This is a genomic window from Chryseobacterium sp. II3a (genome assembly GCF_057815135.1).
The window spans coordinates 1-19,223 of sequence record NZ_JBYPZJ010000002.1 but is presented as its reverse complement, the minus strand read 5'-3'; the positions used below and the strand labels follow the sequence as shown (position 1 = coordinate 19,223).

Here is a 19,223-nt window from a genome sequence, read left to right as displayed (position 1 = left end):
ACGACATTGGCACATAGGCTTCATGCAAAAATATACATACAAAAAAACCGGATGAAATATCCCGGTTTTTTTATTACTCATTATTTATTATTCATTGCTCATTAAAAGGTAAGTCTTGGTTTTATAAGTTTCGCAACAGTAGCCGTCCATCCAGTCTGATGAGAAGCACCTACACCACGTCCATTATCTCCATGGAAGTATTCAAAGAAGGTAATATAGTCTCTGAAATGCTCATCATAATTGAACTTTGGATTTCCCCCATTAAAGGCTCGCTGTCCATGCTCATCTTTTAAGAAGATAGAACAAAGCCTTTTACTGATATTCTGAGCCACTTCATCCAGGTTTTTCTTTTCACCGCTTCCTGTTGGGAATTCTACTTTCAGGCTATTCCCGTAATAATAATGAAAGCGTTGTAAGCTTTCTACAATCAGGAAATTAATCGGGAACCATATAGGGCCACGCCAGTTACTGTTACCGCCAAACATTCTGCTGTCACTTTCCGCGGGAGTATAATACACTACATTTTCATGGCCGTGAACAGAGAATACAAATGGATTTTCCTCATATACTTTAGACATGGCGCGGATTCCGTAAGAGCTTAAGAACTCTTTTTCATCAAGCATTCTCGATAATACTTTTGTCAGCCTGTTCTTGCGAAGGATACTCATCAGGTGTTTTCTTCCCTGGCCTTCTTCATCCCAGTGAGAAACAAGTTTGGTGAGCTCAGGCTTATTTTTTAAAATCCACTCCATTCTGGTTTTGAAGTTCGGCATCTTTTCCAGAAGGCGGTGATCTACAATTTCTACAGCAAATAGAGGGATTAATCCAACAATACTTCTTAAACGTAAAGAAACGCTGTTTCCATTTCCAAGCTGAAGAACATCATAGAAAAAGCCATCTTCTTCATTCCATAGACCTTTCGTTCCTTCACCCAGATTTTCCATAGCTTCTGCGATATAAAGATAATGCTCAAAGAATTTAATGGCCATATCTTCATATACCTGGTAGTATTGGGCCAATTCCATGGCAATGCGCATCATATTCAGGGCATACATTGCCATCCAGCTTGTTCCGTCAGCTTGTTCCAGGTGTTGTCCATCCTCTAACACCATATTTCGGTCAAAGGCTCCGATGTTATCCAACCCAAGGAAACCGCCCCCGAAAATATTTTTTCCGTTTTTATCCTTTCGGTTCACCCACCAGGTAAAATTCAGAAGAAGTTTCTGGAAGACTTTTTCAAGGAATAATAAATCGGGTTTTCCATTATTTTTTTCATCAATCTTAAATACCCTGAAGCACGACCAAGCGTGTACTGGTGGATTTACATCACTCATATTCCATTCATAGGCTGGCAGCTGTCCGTTAGGGTGCATATACCATTCTTTGGTAAGGAGTAAAAGCTGTCCCTTGGCAAATTCAGCATCAATGATAGACAGAGGAACACAGTGAAAAGCGAGATCCCATGTTGCATACCAAGGATATTCCCATTTATCAGGCATGGAAATAATATCCTTATTGTGAAGATGGTTCCATTCTGTATTTCTTACATAGTTGTTAAAATTTCTCGGAGCCTCGAAATTCGGATCCCCTTTCAGCCATTTGCCAATATTGTAATGATAAAACTGCTTATTCCACAGAAGTCCTGCAAAAGCCTGTCTTTGAACATTCCTTTCGTCCTCATTGGTTGTATCATTTTGAACTTCATTATAAAATTCTTCTGCTTCAGCCTGTCTTGTGGTAAAAATCTCATCAAAATTTTCAAAAGGTTCAGCAGTGGCTTCAGGGCAAAGTCTGAATTCAAAGGTTTCACATTGTCCGGCATCAATGAGTTCATCAATTAAAAAAGAAGCTTTTGTTCCTCTTTTTTCAGGGTTTACTGTATTGCTGCGATGAATAATAAAATCATTGATCCCATCTTTGAAATAAGTGTTTTCTGCCTGTGGAGCTCCATACAGCTTTGGGGTATTGGTTTCATTTTCACAGAATACCCTTTGTATATTGTCTTTTCTTGAATAAAACTTCTTAATAGAAATACTGTCGTGCTCAATATTAATACTTCCGTCATAAGAAGCATGCATGTCAGCTTTATAGGTATTGTATCCCCATTTCCAGTTATTTCTGAACCAGACAGTAGGAGCTACTACTATGGGTGCATCTTGTTGGCTTCGGTTACAAACTGTTATTCTGACCAGAATATCATTGTGATCAGCTTTACAGTATTCAATGAAAATATCAAAATAAGCATCGTTATCAAAAATTCCGGTATCAAAAATCTCATATTCCGGTTCCTGTTTGCTGCGTTTTCCGTTTACTGCAACAAGCTCGTCATAAGGAAATTCATTGATTGGATATTTATAAACCATCTTCATATAACTATGAGTAGGTGTATTATCCAGATAATAGAAAATTTCCTTGATATCTTCACCATGGTTCCCTTGAGGATTACTCAAACCAAAGAACCGCTCCTTAACGATTTTATCTCTTTTATTCCAGAATGAAAGAGCAAAACAGAACAGCTGTTTTACATCAGAAATTCCAGCAATACCTTCTTCACCCCAACGGTAGGCATAGCTTTCTGCGTTATTATGATTGGTGTGGTTCCATGCATTCCCGTCCGGGCTATAATCTTCTCTTACATTTCCCCATTGCCGGTTGCTTACATAAGGTCCCCAGTTTTTCCATTTGGTATCTTGTAATCTTTCTTTTTCGGCGATCATATATCATCATTTTTCCATACGAAGGTAGTTTTTTTGAAAAATAATTCCAATTATTTTTGTCTGAAGAATAATTAATATACCCTTGAGATACTAGTATTTAAGGGCTTTTTTAAATATTAAATTAATTTTTTTTTGATTTTAAAAGAAAAGAACTACCTTTGCACCATTCGTTCATTCAAATATTGAAAATGTTATCAAGAAAGGTTGAGGGATTAGACCCTATGAAACCTTAGCAACCCTTTGCGCAAGCAAAGAAGGTGCTACGTTCTACCAAAATTATTTTGGACAGATAACTTACTGAAGTTCTTTTCAGCCATTTCCTGTGGCATTTTCAATTGTATTAAAATATATAATAGAATTGAAAACAGAACTAAACTATATTAATCTTTCGTATCAAACCCATTCCCAAAAGGAATACAATATCTCGTTAAGCTATGAGCTTTTCGGGAAAGACCTGTTTACAGCTCCTGTCATTTTAATCAACCATGCCCTTACCGGAAATTCGAATGTATCCGGAGAAAAAGGCTGGTGGAAACAACTGGTAGGAGAAAATCAAATCATTGATACCAATAAATATACAGTTCTGTGTTTTAATATTCCTGGAAATGGATACGATCATTTTTTAATTGAAGATTATGAAGACTTTACCCCTTCAGATATAGCCAATATCTTTCTGAAAGGGCTGGAAGCTTTACATATTACAAATCTATACGCCATTATTGGAGGCTCTTTGGGTGGGGGAATTGCATGGGAAATGTTAGCAAAACAACCAAAGCTGGCAGAAATTTTTATTCCCATTGCCTGCGATTACAGAACTCATGATTGGCTTCATGCACAATGTATGGTTCAGAAATTTTTATTGAATGATAAAGAAGAACCATTACAAAAAGCAAGAATCCATGCGATGTTGTGCTATAGAACTCCTGAATCACTTAACGACAGATTTCAAAATAAATACAATCAGGACAAGCAACGCCTGGAATCGGAAGACTGGCTGGTTTATCATGGTAACGCATTAAACGAAAGATTTAGTTTACAAGCGTATAAGCTGATGAATCATTTGCTGATGAATATCAATACTGATAAAACAGTTCTGGAGACCATAGAAGCACGAATGCACATGATCTCCGTAGATACAGATTTATTCTTCCCGGCTTCTGAAATCCGAATGTGTTTTGAGAATCTGAAAAAGAAAAAGGAGAATATCTCTTATCACGAGATCCAATCTATACACGGGCATGATGCCTTCCTAATGGAATATCAACAATTAAATAATATCATAAAAAACATTTTATAAGTAATGAAAAATGCTAAAGAAATAAAATTTTTGAAGAATAGATCAATTGTCAAATTTGAAGGAGAAGATTTCTTAGGGGAAATCGGAATTGATGGACGAATTTTTAAAGCGCTTACTTTAGCGCGTATCAGTGTGGGAGTCATTTCTCAGCAAGCTATTGAAAACGGAATCTCTATTCTGGTTCACGAAAATGATGCTGAAAAGGCAGTAGCTTGTCTGATTGATGAATTTGAAGCAGAAAGAAAATCAGGAAAAGTATCTCAAATATATAGTATCAATAATGTTTCTGTAATTGGCTTTGTAGCAGAAGACTCCAATAAGGTTTTTGCAGAACTAGCGAGAAACAATGTTTTCCCATTGCTTTTAAATCAGGTTGCCGGTGAAAATAGAGTAAACATCGTAGTAACTTCTTCACAGGATGAAAAAACAAGAAACATTATAGAATCTGAGATCTTCAAAAAACCGAAGACCGTTCATCTTGCAATTATTGGCCATGGAAATGTAGGAAAAACATTAATTCAGCAAGTCCTTGAATCTTCAGAAGAGATCAAAAGACGTAAAAAAGTAGATCTGAAAGTGGTTGCAGTAGCGAATTCAAAGAAAATAGCATTCAACAAAAAAGGATTCGATCATAATTGGTCTGATGAGGTTTTAACAGCAGAACATTCTTCAGACGTTGAGGAACTGATTAATTTTTCCAACGAAAATCAATTAGAGAATCTGATTGTAGTAGATAATACTGCAAGTAAGGATTTTGTAAAAAATTATCATGCATTAGCTGAAAATGGATTTGACCTTGTTTCTTCCAACAAAATCTTTAACACTCTTCCTATCGAAGAATATAGAAGACTAAGATATACGTTGAGTAAAAACAACAGACGTTATCTGTATGAAACCAATGTAGGAGCTGGTCTTCCGTTAATTGATACCATCAAATTATTACACCTTTCAGGAGAAAATATAACAAGAATCAAAGGAGTATTCTCTGGAACATTGAGCTATGTTTTCAACAACTTCTCTTTGAGAAATGATAAGTTTTCCACAATTATCAACGAAGCTCTTGAAAAAGGATACACAGAACCGGATCCAAGAGAAGATCTGTCAGGAAATGATGTAGCAAGAAAGCTATTGATTTTAGCAAGAGAACTAGACTTGATCAATGAATTCGAAGATATCAATATTCAGAATCTGGTTCCGGAAAGCTTACTTGAAGTTTCAAAATCTGAATTCCTTTCAAGATTAGATGAGCTGGATGAAGAATACCAGAAGATCAAGGAAAATCAGGAGCCTGGTCATGTGCTGAGATATGTAGGAGACTTACATGGAGATTTACAGAAAGACAAAGGCGAGTTGGATGTAAAATTGGTTTCTGTCCCTGCAACATCAGCTTTAGGACAGCTGAAAGGGTCAGATTCCATCTTTGAAATCTATACAGAAAGTTATGGTGAAAATCCAATTGTGATTATGGGAGCCGGAGCCGGAGCACAGGTAACAGCGAGAGGAGTATTCGGGGATATTTTAAGACTAAGTGAAACAAAATAAAATTAATGTAACAATCTAGCCATGTAACAGTTTACCAATGTTGGTTATTGTCATTCTGAGCAAATCGAAGAATCTCATTGTGAAACTGTTAGATTGATACATTGGTAAATTGACAAATTAAAACTATATGGAAAATTTCGAAACATCAGCAATAAGAACCCAGACAGAGAGATCTCAGTTTGATGAGCATTCCACACCATTATACCTTACCTCCAGCTTTATCTTTCAGGATGCTGAAGATATGAGAGCGAGCTTTGCTGAAGAAAAACCCAAAAACCTCTACAGTCGTTTCTCTAATCCGAACGTATCTGAGTTTACCGAAAAGATTGCAAAAATGGAAGGTGCAGAAGCAGGTTATGCCTTTGCAACAGGAATGGCGGCTATTTATTCAACATTTGCAGCTTTGTTAAGTGCCGGAGATCATATCGTAAGCTGTCAGTCGGTTTTCGGATCTACTCACACTTTATTCACAAAGTATTTTCCAAAATGGAATATTGAAACTACCTACTTCAAAGCAGAAGATGCAGAGAATGTAGAACAGTATATTAAACCGAATACAAAGATCTTATATCTTGAAACGCCTACCAATCCGGCAATTGAAATCCTGGATCTGGAGTTTTTCGGACAAATTGCTAAAAAGCATAACCTAATCTTTATTGTAGATAATTGTTTTGCAACACCTTATCTTCAACAGCCAATCAAATATGGTGCAGATGTTGTTGTACATTCTGCAACGAAGTTGATCGATGGACAGGGAAGAGTATTGGGAGGAATTGCAGTAGGAAAAGAAGACCTGATCAGAGAAATCTATCTTTTTGCGAGAAATACAGGACCTGCATTGTCTCCTTTTAACGCATGGGTATTATCAAAAAGTTTGGAGACATTAGCAATCCGTGTAGAAAAACACTGCGAAAATGCATTAAAGGTTGCAGAGTTTTTAGAAAGTCATCCTAATGTTGAATTGGTAAAATACCCATTCCTGAAATCCCATCCAAACTATGAAGTAGCTAAAAAACAGATGAAACTAGGAGGAAATATTGTTGCTTTTGAAATAAAAGGCGGAATAGAAGGCGGAAGAAACTTCCTGGATAAGATCCAAATGTGTTCACTTTCTGCCAACTTAGGGGATACAAGAACGATTGTTACCCATCCGGCATCTACAACCCACTCCAAACTGTCAGACGAAGAAAGAAACGAAGTAGGAATTACAGCAGGATTAGTTCGTTGTTCAGTAGGTTTAGAAAATGTAGACGACATCATCGCAGACTTAAAACAAGCCTTAGATTAATCACAAAGAGCCCCAACGGGGCGATTTAACCCAAGATAGAACGAAGTTCTATCAACCAACTATCAAATTATCATCCTCACTCAACAACTATAAAAGAGATGACAAATATAGAATCACTAAACAAAGCCCTCAAGGAACGCATCCTCGTCCTAGACGGAGCGATGGGAACCATGCTTCAGCGCTACAAGTTTGAAGAAGAAGACTATCGTGGTGAACGTTTCAAAGACTGGGAACATCCGGTAAAAGGAAATAATGACCTGCTTTCCCTTACACAGCCACAGGCGATTGAAGAAGTTCATAAGAAATACCTGGAAGCAGGAGCTGATATCATTGAAACCAATACATTCTCAGGAACTACCATTGCGATGGCAGATTATCACATGGAAGAGCTGGTATACGACCTGAACTATGAGTCTGCAAAAATTGCCAGAAAAGCGTGTGATGAATACACTGCTAAGACTCCGGATAAACCAAGATTCGTAGCAGGATCTATTGGCCCAACCAACAGAACGGCAAGTTTAAGCCCGGATGTGAATGACCCTGGTTACAGAGCCATAACGTTTGAAGAACTGAGAGTGGCTTACAAACAGCAATGTGAAGCATTATTAGACGGAGGTTCAGATATCCTGTTGGTAGAAACCATCTTTGATACTCTTAATGCTAAAGCAGCTTTGTTTGCGATTGATGAACTTCAGGAAGAAAGAGGAATTAAAATCCCAATCATGGTTTCAGGAACCATTACCGATGCTTCAGGAAGAACTTTGAGCGGACAGACTGCTGAAGCCTTTTTGATCTCTGTTTCTCATTTGAATTTGTTAAGTGTTGGTTTTAACTGCGCTTTAGGAGCAGATCAGTTAACACCTTACCTGGAAACATTGGCTCATAATTCAGAATTCTATGTTTCAGCTTACCCGAATGCAGGATTGCCGAATGCCTTCGGAAAATATGATGAAACGCCGGAAGATATGGCCAGACAGATCAAAGAATATGCAGAAAAAGGATTGATTAACATTATTGGCGGATGCTGCGGTACTACGCCCGAGCATATCAAAGCGATTGCGGAGCTGGTAGAAAAATATGAGCCAAGAAAATTGAAGGAATTTGTGTGATTAGATAGATTTTTTTAATTAAAATCAAGAATGAAGGCTGGGTTATAAATATTATCTTTAAATAAATCACAAAATTTAATATAATGGAAAAGCCGAGTTACTTAAAAGATTTAGATGATGCCAAGCTATTTAATGAACTGAGAAAGAAAGTGAACCAAAGGGTAGAAGCGATTCCTGAAAACAGGGATATCTATATTCGGATCAAAGCAGTTTTTCTCCCACTGATCTATATTGGTTTATATTTCTTCGCAGTGTTGAATGCCGAAAGACATTGGGTGTATATCCTGAGTTTTATTTTAATGGGAATTTCTCTGGTTTTAATTTATTTAAATCTGATCCATGAAGCCGCACACAATAATATCTTTAAAAGTAAAAAGCTGAATGGAGTGGTGTTGCACATTTTTGATTTCGTAGGAGCGAATTCCTATATCTGGAAGAAAAGGCATATCGCAAGTCATCATGCCTATCCGAATGTGGATGGTTGGGATACTGATATTGAGCAGAGTGGTTTGTTGTTAATAGTGCCTTGGATTAAGGCAAAAGGAGTTCAGAAGTATCAGCATAAGTTTTTCTTTTTAGTATATCCGTTGTATTTGTTCAATTGGATGTTCATAAGAGACTTTAGGGACTTCTTTGACAAGGAAAGAGTGATTTTGAAAACCCAGGGGAGAATACCTGTCGTTGAAAAAGTAAAAATGGTGAGTTATAAGCTGTTTTACTTTTTTTATCAAATCGTAGTTCCGATTGTGTTCTTTAAAGTATCAATTGGGCTGGCTTTAGGGGCTTGGTTTTTACAGGTGATTGCAGCAAGCATTTTTGCACTGTTTGTTTTATTACCGCTGCATCCGCTTCCAGACAACGCTTTTCCAAGGTTGAATAAAGATAATGGTCTCCCATTCAGCTGGCTTCATCACCAGTTTGAGGTGACCAATGATTTAAAAGAAAATAATTGGTTGGTAAGAAATGTATTAGGGAACTTTAATTTCCATGTGGCCCATCACCTTTTCCCCAATTACAGTTATATGTATTACAATGAGATCACAGAAGAGATAGAAGAATTTGCTAAAGAACATGGCTTGGCATATAAAAGGTTTCCTCTGTTCACGGCTTTAGGCAAGCACAGAGATCTATTGAGGCAGAATGCAAATAATGCCTACTATATTTTAGAAGAATAAAATGAAATATTTAAGATTATCAGGCCTTGAGCCTCTTATCATAACACCGGAAAGTAATTTCATCAATGTGGGTGAAAGAACTAATGTTGCCGGTTCCAAAAAGTTTTTAAGACTCATCAAAGAGGAAAAATTCTCTGAAGCATTAGATATTGCCCGCCACCAGGTAGAAGGAGGGGCACAAATTCTTGATGTCAACTTTGATGACGGTTTGATCGATGGAAAAGCATCGATGATTAAATTTCTGAACTTAATCGCATCAGAACCAGATATTGCAAGAATTCCAATCATGGTAGACTCTTCCAAATGGGAAATTCTGGAAGCAGGTCTTCAGGTAGCACAGGGAAAATGTGTGGTTAACTCTATCAGCTTAAAAGAAGGTGAAGAAGAATTTATCAAACACGCCAAAGCTATCAAAAGATATGGAGCTGCAGTTATTGTAATGGCATTTGATGAGGTAGGGCAGGCAGACAATCTTGAACGAAGAATTGAAATCTCAAAACGTTCTTATGATATCCTGGTTAACCAGATAGGATTCCCGGCAGAAGATATTATTTTCGACTTAAATATCTTTCCTGTAGCTACCGGAATGGATGAGCACAGAAAAAATGCCATCGATTTTATCGAAGCGACACGCTGGGTAAGACAAAATCTTCCTTATGCATCTGTGAGTGGGGGAGTGAGTAATGTATCCTTTTCATTCCGTGGAAATGATACCGTAAGAGAAGCAATGCACTCTGTATTTCTTTACCACGCCATTCAAGCTGGGATGAATATCGGTATTGTAAACCCTGCGATGCTGGAAGTTTACGATGAGATTAATAAGGAACTGCTGGAGCTTGTAGAAGATGTAATCCTTGACAGAAGAGAAGATGCTACAGAAAGGCTTCTGGATTATTCTGAAAAACATAAATCAGTCAAAAAAGAAAAGACTGAAGACCTTGAGTGGAGAAATAATCCGTTACAGGAAAGGATTACTTATGCTTTGGTAAAAGGAATTGACCGTTTTATTGAAGAAGACGTAGAAGAAGCAAGATTATTGGCAGAAAGACCACTTCATGTTATTGAAATTAATCTGATGACAGGAATGGGAGTAGTAGGAGACTTATTCGGAAGCGGAAAAATGTTCCTGCCACAGGTCGTAAAGTCTGCAAGGGTAATGAAAAAAGCAGTTGCCTATTTACAGCCCTTTATTGAAGCTGAAAAAGACGGATCAAGACCAGCTAACGGAAAAATTCTGATGGCAACTGTAAAAGGTGATGTTCATGATATTGGAAAAAACATCGTAAGTGTAGTTTTAGGGTGTAACAATTATGAAATTGTTGACCTGGGGGTGATGGTTCCAGCTGAAAAGATTATTCAGACTGCTATTGCTGAAAAAGTAGATGTCATCGGATTAAGCGGTTTGATTACACCGAGTTTGGACGAAATGGTATACATCGCATCGGAATTAGAAAGGCAAAATCTAGATTTTCCATTATTAATTGGTGGAGCAACGACTTCAAAGGCACACACCGCAGTGAAAATCGATTTAAAATATAAAAATGCAGTAGTTCACGTTAACGATGCTTCAAGAGCCGTAAACGTAGTAAGTTCATTATTGGGAGACCGAAATAAAGAATATGTTTCTGATCTGAAGAATGATTATTCTGATTTCAGAGAGAAATTCCTGAACAGACAAGTGGATAAAGATTATGTTTCTATTGAAGAAGCCAGAGAAAATCGCTTCAAAGTAGATTGGGAAAACGAAGAAATTTTCACACCAAATAATCTAGGAATAACGGTAATCGAAAATCAGGATTTGAGAGAATTGTTACCTTTCATCGACTGGTCACCATTCTTCAGAAGCTGGGATCTCCACGGAAAATATCCAAATATCTTAGAAGATAAGGTTGTGGGAGTACAAGCGAAGGAACTGTTCAAAGATGCACAGGTTATTTTAAAGAGAATTCTGGATGAAAAACTATTGACCGCAAAAGCAATATTCGGAATCTTCAAAGCGAACTCCAACGAATCAGATGATATTCTGATTTTTGATGAAAATAATAATGAACAGGCTAAGTTTTTAACCCTAAGACAGCAGGCTCAAAGGTCAAAAGGAAAAGATTATCTAGCATTAAGCGACTTCATTGCTCCACAAAGTTCGGGAAAGACAGACTATATGGGTGCATTTTGTGTAACCACAGGTTTCGGTACGGATGAGCTAGCTGAAGAATATGAAAAAGCCAATGATGATTACAATGCGATCATGGTAAAAGCACTGGCAGACCGTTTTGCAGAAGCTTATGCAGAATTTTTACATAAAAAAGTAAGAACAGAATATTGGGGATACGCCGTTCAGGAAGAATTAAGCAATGAAGAACTGATTGCTGAAAAATATAAAGGAATCCGTCCAGCTCCGGGATATCCTGCTTGTCCTGACCACTTGGAAAAGAAAACCATCTGGGATCTTTTAAAAGTAGAAGAAAATACAGGCGTTTTCCTTACTGAAAGCTTAGCCATGTTCCCGACAGCATCTGTTTCAGGATATTATTTCGGAAGCCCGCATGCCAAATATTTCGGATTAGGAAAAATTACAGAAGACCAGCTTAAGGATTATGCTGACAGAAGAAGCTGTAGCATCCAGGAAGCGAAAAAATGGTTGTCACCAAATTTAGCAGATTAAAATTGATATGAAGATAACAGAACACATTAAAAACGCAAATGGAAAAACCTTATTCTCCTTAGAAGTGGTTCCTCCACAAAAGGGAATTGGTATTGAGGATCTATACACAAATATAGATCCGTTGATGGAATTCAAGCCTCCATTCATTGATGTTACTACTTCAAGAGAAGAATATATTTATTTAGATAAGGGAAATGGACTAATGGAGCGCCGTATCACAAGAATGCGCCCTGGAACTCTTGGGATTTGTGCAGCCATTCAGCATAAATACAATGTAGATACCGTACCACACTTATTATGCGGAGGTTTTACCAAGGAAGAAACAGAATATCTTTTAGTAGACTGTATGTATCTTGGGATTGATAATGTGATGGCATTAAGAGGAGATGCAATGAAAGGACATCAGTATTTTGAACCTACTCAAGGCGGTCATACCAGTGCCATGGATCTTGTGAACCAAATTAATAATCTGGGAAGAGGAAAATACCTTCACAACGAAGAACAGATTTGTGATGAACTGAATAAATTCTGCATCGGAGTAGCAGGCTATCCTGAGAAACATATGGAAGCACCTTCTATGAATTATGACCTGAAATGGCTGAAACAAAAAGTAGATGCCGGAGCAGATTATATTGTAACTCAAATGTTCTTTGACAATAAGAAATACATTGAGTTTGTACAAAAGGCAAGAGAAATGGGAATTACAGTACCTATCATTCCAGGAATAAAACCGATTGCTACCAAAAAACATCTGAAAATTTTGCCACAGGTTTTCAAAATAGATCTTCCAGAAGAATTGATCAATGAAGTGGAGAACGCAAAAAATAATGATGCAGTTAAGCAGATCGGAATAGAATGGGCCATTGCCCAGTGCAAAGAACTTCTGGATTTCGGAGTTCCTGTTTTACACTTTTACTCTATGGGGAAAAGTGATAATATTAAAAAAATAGCAGGAGAATTATTTTAAAAAAAAATCTGAAAATTATACTAATGTTTGAATATTTAAAGGAATAGGATCAGAATAATTAATTAATATTGTTGTTTTTTTTATTTAACTAACTGATATTTAGTTAAATAGGTGAGGTGTTAGATAATTTAAAATATTATTTTTTATTGTATTTTCGTCACAAACATAAAAAAACAACAATATTATGAAAAAAATTTTCCTTTTATTTTGTATCCCATCATTGACTTGTACTGCATTTGGACAGGTTGGGATAGGAATAGCTAATCCTCAGGCCACATTAGACATTATCGCCAAAAACAGTACAGGGACTTCGTCTGGTGTAGATGGTCTTTTAATTCCAAGACTAGACCGTGCAAGAGCACAAAACATGACCGGAATTTCAACTTCTACTTTGGTTTATATAAACAATATAACCACAGGTATGCAAGTCGGAAAAACAGTAAATGTGGATGAAGAAGGCTATTATTACTATAATGGAACAATATGGGTAAAGCTGCATAATCCAGCAAATAATTCATTTGTTTCAACTAATATTTATAGTGCAAACGGAAGCCTTTCAGGAAATAGAATTGTCACACAAAATGCAAATACTCTGTCATTTACAGGAACAGCTGTAAATGCCTTTTCAGTGGATGGGACTACCTTTTCAGTAGATGCATCCAACAAAAGAGTGGGTATAGGAACCATTAGCCCACAGAGAATATTTCATGTCAATACAAATTCGGCACCGGTAAGATTAGAAAGCCTGGCAACTTTACCTGTGGGTACAGCTTCAACCGGCTTGGTGATTGATAATAATGGCGATGTTTTCAAGAACAATACAATTTCCGCAGAAGGGCAGATTTTGAGAATAGGACTCAATGCAAATACATATAATATAAATACAGAAGCCTCATTAAGATTCAATTCACATGATACCTCGGCTGAGATGGGCAATGCGCCTAATTCAGCTCCCAATTTCATTAATACAATTGTGGGGCTTAATATAAATGCAGGTGTTACTGTTGGAGCGGGGCAGGGAGCACCATCCAGGACCACAGATCAGATTTTACTTCAACCGGGAATTTATAAGGTGCAGGTTAGGCTTATAGGGACTTTTGGCTCTGTAAGTTCTTCAAATAGTGTCTTTCTAAAAAGTATTGTTAATAATAGTGAATATTCATTTACAAATTTTACAGTGAATTCCAACCAGATCACAACTTTCTTTTTTGATGATTACATTAATATAACAGGAACAGCACAGCCTCTTGACTTTACGATCTCTCCATCAGTAAATAATTTTACAACAATAGCGAGTGCCAGTCCAGGGACAGGAAATTCTTACCGAAGTCTGATCATGATACAAAGATTAAGATAATAATGAAATAATAAGCCCCTGTTAATAAACATAACCGGGGCTTTAATTTTTAGTACTTTCTTTGGAAGACAGACCTTTTTTTAGCTTCTCTTTATTTGTGGTTGAGAATATTAAATTTTTTATAGTAGGAATTTATAATATTTGATGCCTTTCAAACTCCCTATTCCGATCAAATAAATATCTATAGGTCGCCAGTTTTCTCGTCACAGTAGTATCAAGTGTTTCCGCAATCTTAATCATTTTTGGGTTAAAATCACCAATCCACTGAAGTTCAGTAATTGTAAAATCTGTATGCTTTCTCAAATGCTGAGTGCCTTCCCAGATCATATAGCCATCAATTCCTTTTCTTTGCCATTCAGGAACTACACCAAAAACAAGCCCAACCATTTTTTCATTCTTCTTAAATCGTTTTAAAAACAAAAATTTAAGTTTTTCCCAAACTCCAAACTTTCCGTTGAGGTATTTAAACCACTGGTTGAGGTCCGGAAGATTGATCCACATGGCAATAGGTTGATCATTCTCATAGACAAACCATGAGATATGTTCATTCATAATAGGTTTCATGGTATTGAACATTTTCAGAACCTTGCCTTCTTCCAATTGTTTTCCCTCCCCATGGGCGGCCCATGCTTTATTATAAACCTCCGTAAAGTCTTTAGCAAATTTAGGCAGGTTATTCTTTTTCATGGGTTGTGCAGAGATGGCCGGATTTCTCCTGTTTTTCTCATGAGCAATAGTGAAAATCCGTGAAACTTCCGCAAATATGGGTCTTGTAAAGCAAAGCTGTTCAAAGTAAATCTGAAACCCATAATTTTCAAAAAGATCTTTATAATAAGGAAAGTTATAGTTCATGCCATACAACGGTTCTATAAAACCCTCAATCAAAAGTCCCCAGAACTTATCCCTCTCTCCGAAATTGATAGGACCGTCCATCGCTTCCATCCCTCTTTTCTGAAGCCAGTTTTTACAATGATCAAAAATGAAATTAGCTGTTTCCTGGTCGTTTATACAGTCAAAAAAACCAATTCCTCCAGTTGGCTGTTTTTGTTCGTAACAGTTATTGACAAAAACAGCTACCTTTCCAACCATCTTATGGTCTTTTTTAAATAAAAATCTTTTACATTCACCATTCCTGAAGAACTTATTCTTTTCAGGATCAAAAATCTCCTCAATATGTTGATCTAATGGGCGGATATAATTCTTGTCGTGTTGGTAAAGCTGTGCGGGAAATTTCAGAAATTCCCTTTTGTGATGTTGGTTTTGTACTTCTTCGACAATAATCATATAGTTTTAATCAGAGCAGGTTATAAAAGATAATGATTTTCACTCCATTTGAAATAGATGAAACAATATTATCCGTATTTTTGCTGCAAAATAATAAAAATGGTTGATTTTACTGATAACGACGATGATATTTTCACTGGAAAAGAACATACGCCTATAAGGGAAGATGCTTTTGATAAATCGCCACAGGAAAAAATAGAAAAAATTACTGAGCTTTTTGGAGAGATTATGGAAACCCTAGGTCTTGATATGACTGATGATTCCCTGAAAGATTCCCCAAAGCGTGTTGCCAAAATGTATGTGAACGAAATTTTCGGAGGCCTTCTTCCGGAAAACAAACCGGGCATTTCTACATTCTCTAATAAATATAAATACCGCCAAATGTTGGTGGAAAAAGATATCACAGTATATTCTTTTTGTGAACACCACTTTTTACCCATTATAGGAAGAGCACACGTTGCATATATTTCCAATGGAGAAGTGATTGGTCTTTCAAAGATTAACAGAATTGTGGATTACTATGCAAAAAGACCACAAGTTCAAGAAAGACTGACCATGCAGATCGTAGAAGCTCTGAAAGAAGCACTGGGAACAAAAAATGTAGCATGTATCATTGATGCCAAACACCTTTGTGTAAACTGTAGAGGAATTAAAGATACTGCAAGTTCTACCATCACAGCAGAACTAAGCGGAATCTTCAGAACCAATCCAATTACAAGACAGGAATTCTTACATTATGTAGGAAGCCATGCAAAACTAGATTAATCAATGAACTACCAGATCCTTAAAAATATTATAGATGCAGAACTTCAGAGGTTCCAGGCAATTTCTGAAGAAGAATGGAATTACAAATCAACACCCGAAAAATGGTCAAAAAAAGAAATTATTGGCCATCTTTGTGACAGTGCTTTTACAAATATCCGTAGATTTGTAGTCACTCAATATAAAGAGAACGAGAATATCGTATACGATCAGAACGCTTGGGTAAAGGCTCAGAACTATCAGAATGTTCCCACAACAGAGTTAATTAACCTTTGGAAAGCTTTAAACTATCAGGTTGTTCACATTGTAGAAAATATTCCTGATGAAGCATTACAGAAAACTTGTGATACCACCAAAACAGAATCTCAGGTTTTCAGTCTGGAGTTTATCATTAAGGATTATGTAGACCATTTGCAGCATCATTTAGAATCGATTTAATTATGATAAAATTTAAAAAGGTTTCACATAAAATTTTTATCACAACAATTATTTGTTGTGACAGATTTTTATTTTAACTAATTTTTGAATCTTAAAACTATTGAATCTTTTAATAAAAAATAAATGCAACTAAAAATATACAACTCGCTTACAGCGGAAAAAGAAATATTCAAACCCATCTTAGAAGGAAATGTAGGAATGTATGTCTGCGGACCTACAGTGTACAGCAATGTGCATTTAGGGAATGTAAGAACTTTCCTTTCTTTTGATTTTATCTATCGTACCCTAATGCATTTAGGCTACAAAGTAAGATATGTAAGAAACATTACTGATGCCGGACACCTTACTGATGACGGAGATGTAAATAACGACAGATTTGTGAAGCAAACCAGACTGGAAAAACTGGAACCAATGGAAATCGTACAAAAGTACACTGTGGATTTCCATAAAGTCTTAGAAATGTTCAATCTGCTTCCTCCGAATATCGAACCTACAGCAACCGGTCACATTGTAGAACAGATCGAGCTTACTCAAAAATTAATTGATACAGGCTTCGCTTACGAAAGCAATGGTTCAGTATACTTCGATGTTTTAGAATACAATAAAAGAGGGTTAAACTACGGTGAACTTTCAAAACGTAATATAGAAGAGCTTTTTGCAAACACCCGTGATCTTGACGGACAAGGGGAGAAAAAGAATCCACAAGATTTTGCTCTTTGGAAAAAAGCATCTCCAGCGCACATTATGAGGTGGAACTCTCCTTGGGGAGAAGGTTTTCCAGGATGGCACCTTGAGTGTACTGCTATGAGTACTAAATATTTAGGTGAAACTTTTGACATCCACGGAGGAGGAATGGACTTGAAATTCCCACACCATGAATGTGAAATTGCTCAAGGAAAAGCCTGCAATGGAGCTGCACCGGTACATTATTGGATGCACGCCAACATGTTGACGATGAATTCTCAGCGTATGAGTAAATCTACAGGAAATTATATTCTTCCAATGCAATTGGTAACAGGTGATAATGATTTCTTTGAAAAGTCTTTCCATCCATCAATTGTTCGTTTCTGCTTCCTGCAGGCACATTACAGAAGTGTCTTAGATATTTCTAACGATGCAATGATCGCCAGCGAAAAAGGATTTATCAGATTGATGGAAGCTGTGAAAGTATTGAATTCTATTACTCCGGACGACACAAAACAATCTGCATTCAGCCTTACAGAATGGAAAAACAAATGTTATGAAGCATTAACAGATGATTTCAACTCTCCAATTCTGATCGCTCATTTGTTTGAAGCCGTAAAATACATTTTCGCTTTAAATGACAGCAAAGAAACAATCTCAACAGCAGATCTTGAAGATTTAAAGTCAACATTGAATGCCTTTATCTTTGACGTGCTAGGATTGCAGACTATAGAGGAAAACAATAATGAAAAATTGGATCAGACTCTAAAAGTTTTAATCGAATTGAGAAACCAGGCAAGAAAATCCAAAAACTTCGAACTTTCAGACCAGATCAGAGATAAACTGCTAGCTGAAGGTATAGAATTAAAAGACGGAAGAGACGGAACATCTTACGTTCTGAATTAAAAATATAAACTCCGGTTTTACAATCATTCCGTAAGGACCTTATTATAAAGGATTCTTACGGAATTTTTTTATTTCTTTTTTCTCCCTTTCCCTTTCCACTATTATTCACGGTTTATTTTTCCAATCTTTCCAATTTTTTAGGAGCTTTTTCCCGCTATCCACTCATACTCCTCACACTGAGCTGGCCACCCTCAAACCCTCCTCCTCTCCAACTCTTGTTGCGGGGTACCCGTTTCTATCGGGGCTAGGGTAGGGGACGGATTTATAAATGATGAGTAATAGGTAATAGGTAATAGGTAATAGGTAATAGGTAATAGGTAATAGGTTGGCATCAATTAATATGATCATGATTATCCATATGGGTCGGCTTCCATTATTCCCATCCTTTGGAGGGGGTGTCAAAAATTCTTTGAATTTTTGACGGGGTGGTAACCCTGTCATTTCTTCTCTATGAAAATCTGTGTCATTTGTGGGGAAAAATAATAAACACCAACTTTTAATCTTTATTTCTTTCCTGTACAGTCCTATTTAATACCACAGATTGTATTGTCGCTCTATTTCTAATACTTTACTATCCTGTATGGATCTCAACAAGGCTGCTCCATATAAATAAAGCATCCACCATAATCAATCTAGTTTTTATACTACAGCCAAAACCTATTCAAGCTTTTTTTCGAAAGCCACCATCATATTATATAATGTATAGCTTTCATTATTCATATATATAAAATGCATATTATACAGCGTTTAAAACGACATTCTACAGTATTCAAAAACAACTCTAATATTGTGGATAAGTATAAAATAGTACATAAATATAAATAAACCAATATGTTATCTATAATACTTATCCACAAATGTAATACTGATGTAAACTTTATGTTAAATAAAGTTGCGGGGGATGTAAGAAGTCTCTATCTTTGCCCCACTGAAAACGAGAGTATCAGTAAGCGCAGAAGGGCCTTTAGATGGGCAGAAACAGTAAGATCTACTAAGATAACAAACGAAAAAAAAACTTTTAATTTTTATCCAATA

General features: G+C 36.6%; 14 protein-coding genes and 1 riboswitch. Of the genes, 12 read left to right on the top strand and 2 right to left on the bottom strand.

Features of this window, described 5'->3' with window-relative positions; translation table 11 throughout:
• Positions 1 to 101 precede the first annotated feature (101 nt).
• A complete protein-coding gene (locus tag AC3HD6_RS04845) occupies positions 102 to 2,717 on the bottom strand; it encodes an MGH1-like glycoside hydrolase domain-containing protein (protein ID WP_488895356.1) in 2,616 nt (871 codons plus the stop codon).
• Between the two features lie 188 nt (positions 2,718 to 2,905).
• Positions 2,906 to 3,013: riboswitch (SAM riboswitch) on the top strand.
• Between the two features lie 62 nt (positions 3,014 to 3,075).
• Between AC3HD6_RS04845 and AC3HD6_RS04840 the strand changes: the two genes are divergently transcribed.
• From AC3HD6_RS04840 to AC3HD6_RS04805, 8 genes are all read left to right on the top strand, one after another.
• Complete coding sequence (locus AC3HD6_RS04840) at positions 3,076 to 4,014, top strand: alpha/beta fold hydrolase (protein WP_488895355.1); 939 nt, start codon at positions 3,076 to 3,078, stop codon at positions 4,012 to 4,014.
• A gap of 30 nt (positions 4,015 to 4,044) precedes the next feature.
• The gene (locus AC3HD6_RS04835) at positions 4,045 to 5,556 is read left to right on the top strand and encodes an ACT domain-containing protein (protein ID WP_488895354.1); all 1,512 of its coding nucleotides are present in this window, start codon (positions 4,045 to 4,047) and stop codon (positions 5,554 to 5,556) included.
• Positions 5,557 to 5,683: 127 nt separating this feature from the next.
• Positions 5,684 to 6,844: an O-succinylhomoserine sulfhydrylase gene (locus tag AC3HD6_RS04830; protein WP_347217440.1), complete on the top strand. Its 1,161-nt coding sequence runs from the start codon at positions 5,684 to 5,686 to the stop codon at positions 6,842 to 6,844.
• 98 nt (positions 6,845 to 6,942) lie between these two features.
• Positions 6,943 to 7,953: a homocysteine S-methyltransferase family protein gene (locus AC3HD6_RS04825; protein WP_068940187.1), complete on the top strand. Its 1,011-nt coding sequence runs from the start codon at positions 6,943 to 6,945 to the stop codon at positions 7,951 to 7,953.
• Between the two features lie 83 nt (positions 7,954 to 8,036).
• The gene (locus AC3HD6_RS04820; protein WP_488895353.1) at positions 8,037 to 9,128 is read left to right on the top strand and encodes a fatty acid desaturase family protein; all 1,092 of its coding nucleotides are present in this window, start codon (positions 8,037 to 8,039) and stop codon (positions 9,126 to 9,128) included.
• Position 9,129: 1 nt separating this feature from the next.
• A complete protein-coding gene (gene metH, locus AC3HD6_RS04815) occupies positions 9,130 to 11,790 on the top strand; it encodes a methionine synthase (RefSeq protein WP_488895352.1) in 2,661 nt (886 codons plus the stop codon).
• Positions 11,791 to 11,797: 7 nt separating this feature from the next.
• Entirely contained in the window at positions 11,798 to 12,757 is a 960-nt protein-coding gene (metF, locus tag AC3HD6_RS04810; RefSeq protein WP_488895351.1) for a methylenetetrahydrofolate reductase [NAD(P)H], read from the top strand.
• Positions 12,758 to 12,941: 184 nt separating this feature from the next.
• Positions 12,942 to 14,114: a hypothetical protein gene (locus AC3HD6_RS04805; RefSeq protein ID WP_488895350.1), complete on the top strand. Its 1,173-nt coding sequence runs from the start codon at positions 12,942 to 12,944 to the stop codon at positions 14,112 to 14,114.
• A gap of 132 nt (positions 14,115 to 14,246) precedes the next feature.
• On the opposite strand, the gene AC3HD6_RS04800 is transcribed toward AC3HD6_RS04805, so the two are convergent.
• A complete protein-coding gene (locus tag AC3HD6_RS04800; RefSeq protein ID WP_488895349.1) occupies positions 14,247 to 15,398 on the bottom strand; it encodes a hypothetical protein in 1,152 nt (383 codons plus the stop codon).
• Positions 15,399 to 15,497: 99 nt separating this feature from the next.
• Here AC3HD6_RS04800 and folE point away from each other — a divergent pair, with 99 nt between their 5' ends.
• The 4 genes from folE to AC3HD6_RS04780 form a co-directional block, all read left to right on the top strand.
• Complete coding sequence (gene folE, locus AC3HD6_RS04795; protein WP_045490962.1) at positions 15,498 to 16,163, top strand: GTP cyclohydrolase I FolE; 666 nt, start codon at positions 15,498 to 15,500, stop codon at positions 16,161 to 16,163.
• Positions 16,164 to 16,166: 3 nt separating this feature from the next.
• A complete protein-coding gene (locus AC3HD6_RS04790) occupies positions 16,167 to 16,598 on the top strand; it encodes a DinB family protein (protein WP_488895348.1) in 432 nt (143 codons plus the stop codon).
• 123 nt (positions 16,599 to 16,721) lie between these two features.
• Positions 16,722 to 18,188, top strand: a complete 1,467-nt coding sequence (cysS, locus tag AC3HD6_RS04785) for a cysteine--tRNA ligase (RefSeq protein WP_488895347.1) — start codon at positions 16,722 to 16,724, stop codon at positions 18,186 to 18,188.
• An 831-nt stretch (positions 18,189 to 19,019) separates the two neighbouring features.
• The coding region (locus AC3HD6_RS04780; protein WP_488895346.1) for a hypothetical protein at positions 19,020 to 19,223 on the top strand (204 nt) is incomplete at its 3' end.

Coding starts and splice junctions, on each gene's coding strand:
- AC3HD6_RS04825 (WP_068940187.1), top strand. CDS start 6,943: ATGACAAATATAGAATCACTAAACAAAGCCCTCAAGGAACGCATCCTC.
- metF (WP_488895351.1), top strand. CDS start 11,798: ATGAAGATAACAGAACACATTAAAAACGCAAATGGAAAAACCTTATTC.
- folE (WP_045490962.1), top strand. CDS start 15,498: ATGGTTGATTTTACTGATAACGACGATGATATTTTCACTGGAAAAGAA.
- AC3HD6_RS04820 (WP_488895353.1), top strand. CDS start 8,037: ATGGAAAAGCCGAGTTACTTAAAAGATTTAGATGATGCCAAGCTATTT.
- metH (WP_488895352.1), top strand. CDS start 9,130: ATGAAATATTTAAGATTATCAGGCCTTGAGCCTCTTATCATAACACCG.
- AC3HD6_RS04830 (WP_347217440.1), top strand. CDS start 5,684: ATGGAAAATTTCGAAACATCAGCAATAAGAACCCAGACAGAGAGATCT.
- AC3HD6_RS04790 (WP_488895348.1), top strand. CDS start 16,167: ATGAACTACCAGATCCTTAAAAATATTATAGATGCAGAACTTCAGAGG.
- cysS (WP_488895347.1), top strand. CDS start 16,722: ATGCAACTAAAAATATACAACTCGCTTACAGCGGAAAAAGAAATATTC.
- AC3HD6_RS04805 (WP_488895350.1), top strand. CDS start 12,942: ATGAAAAAAATTTTCCTTTTATTTTGTATCCCATCATTGACTTGTACT.
- AC3HD6_RS04845 (WP_488895356.1), bottom strand. CDS start 2,717: ATGATCGCCGAAAAAGAAAGATTACAAGATACCAAATGGAAAAACTGG.
- AC3HD6_RS04800 (WP_488895349.1), bottom strand. CDS start 15,398: ATGATTATTGTCGAAGAAGTACAAAACCAACATCACAAAAGGGAATTT.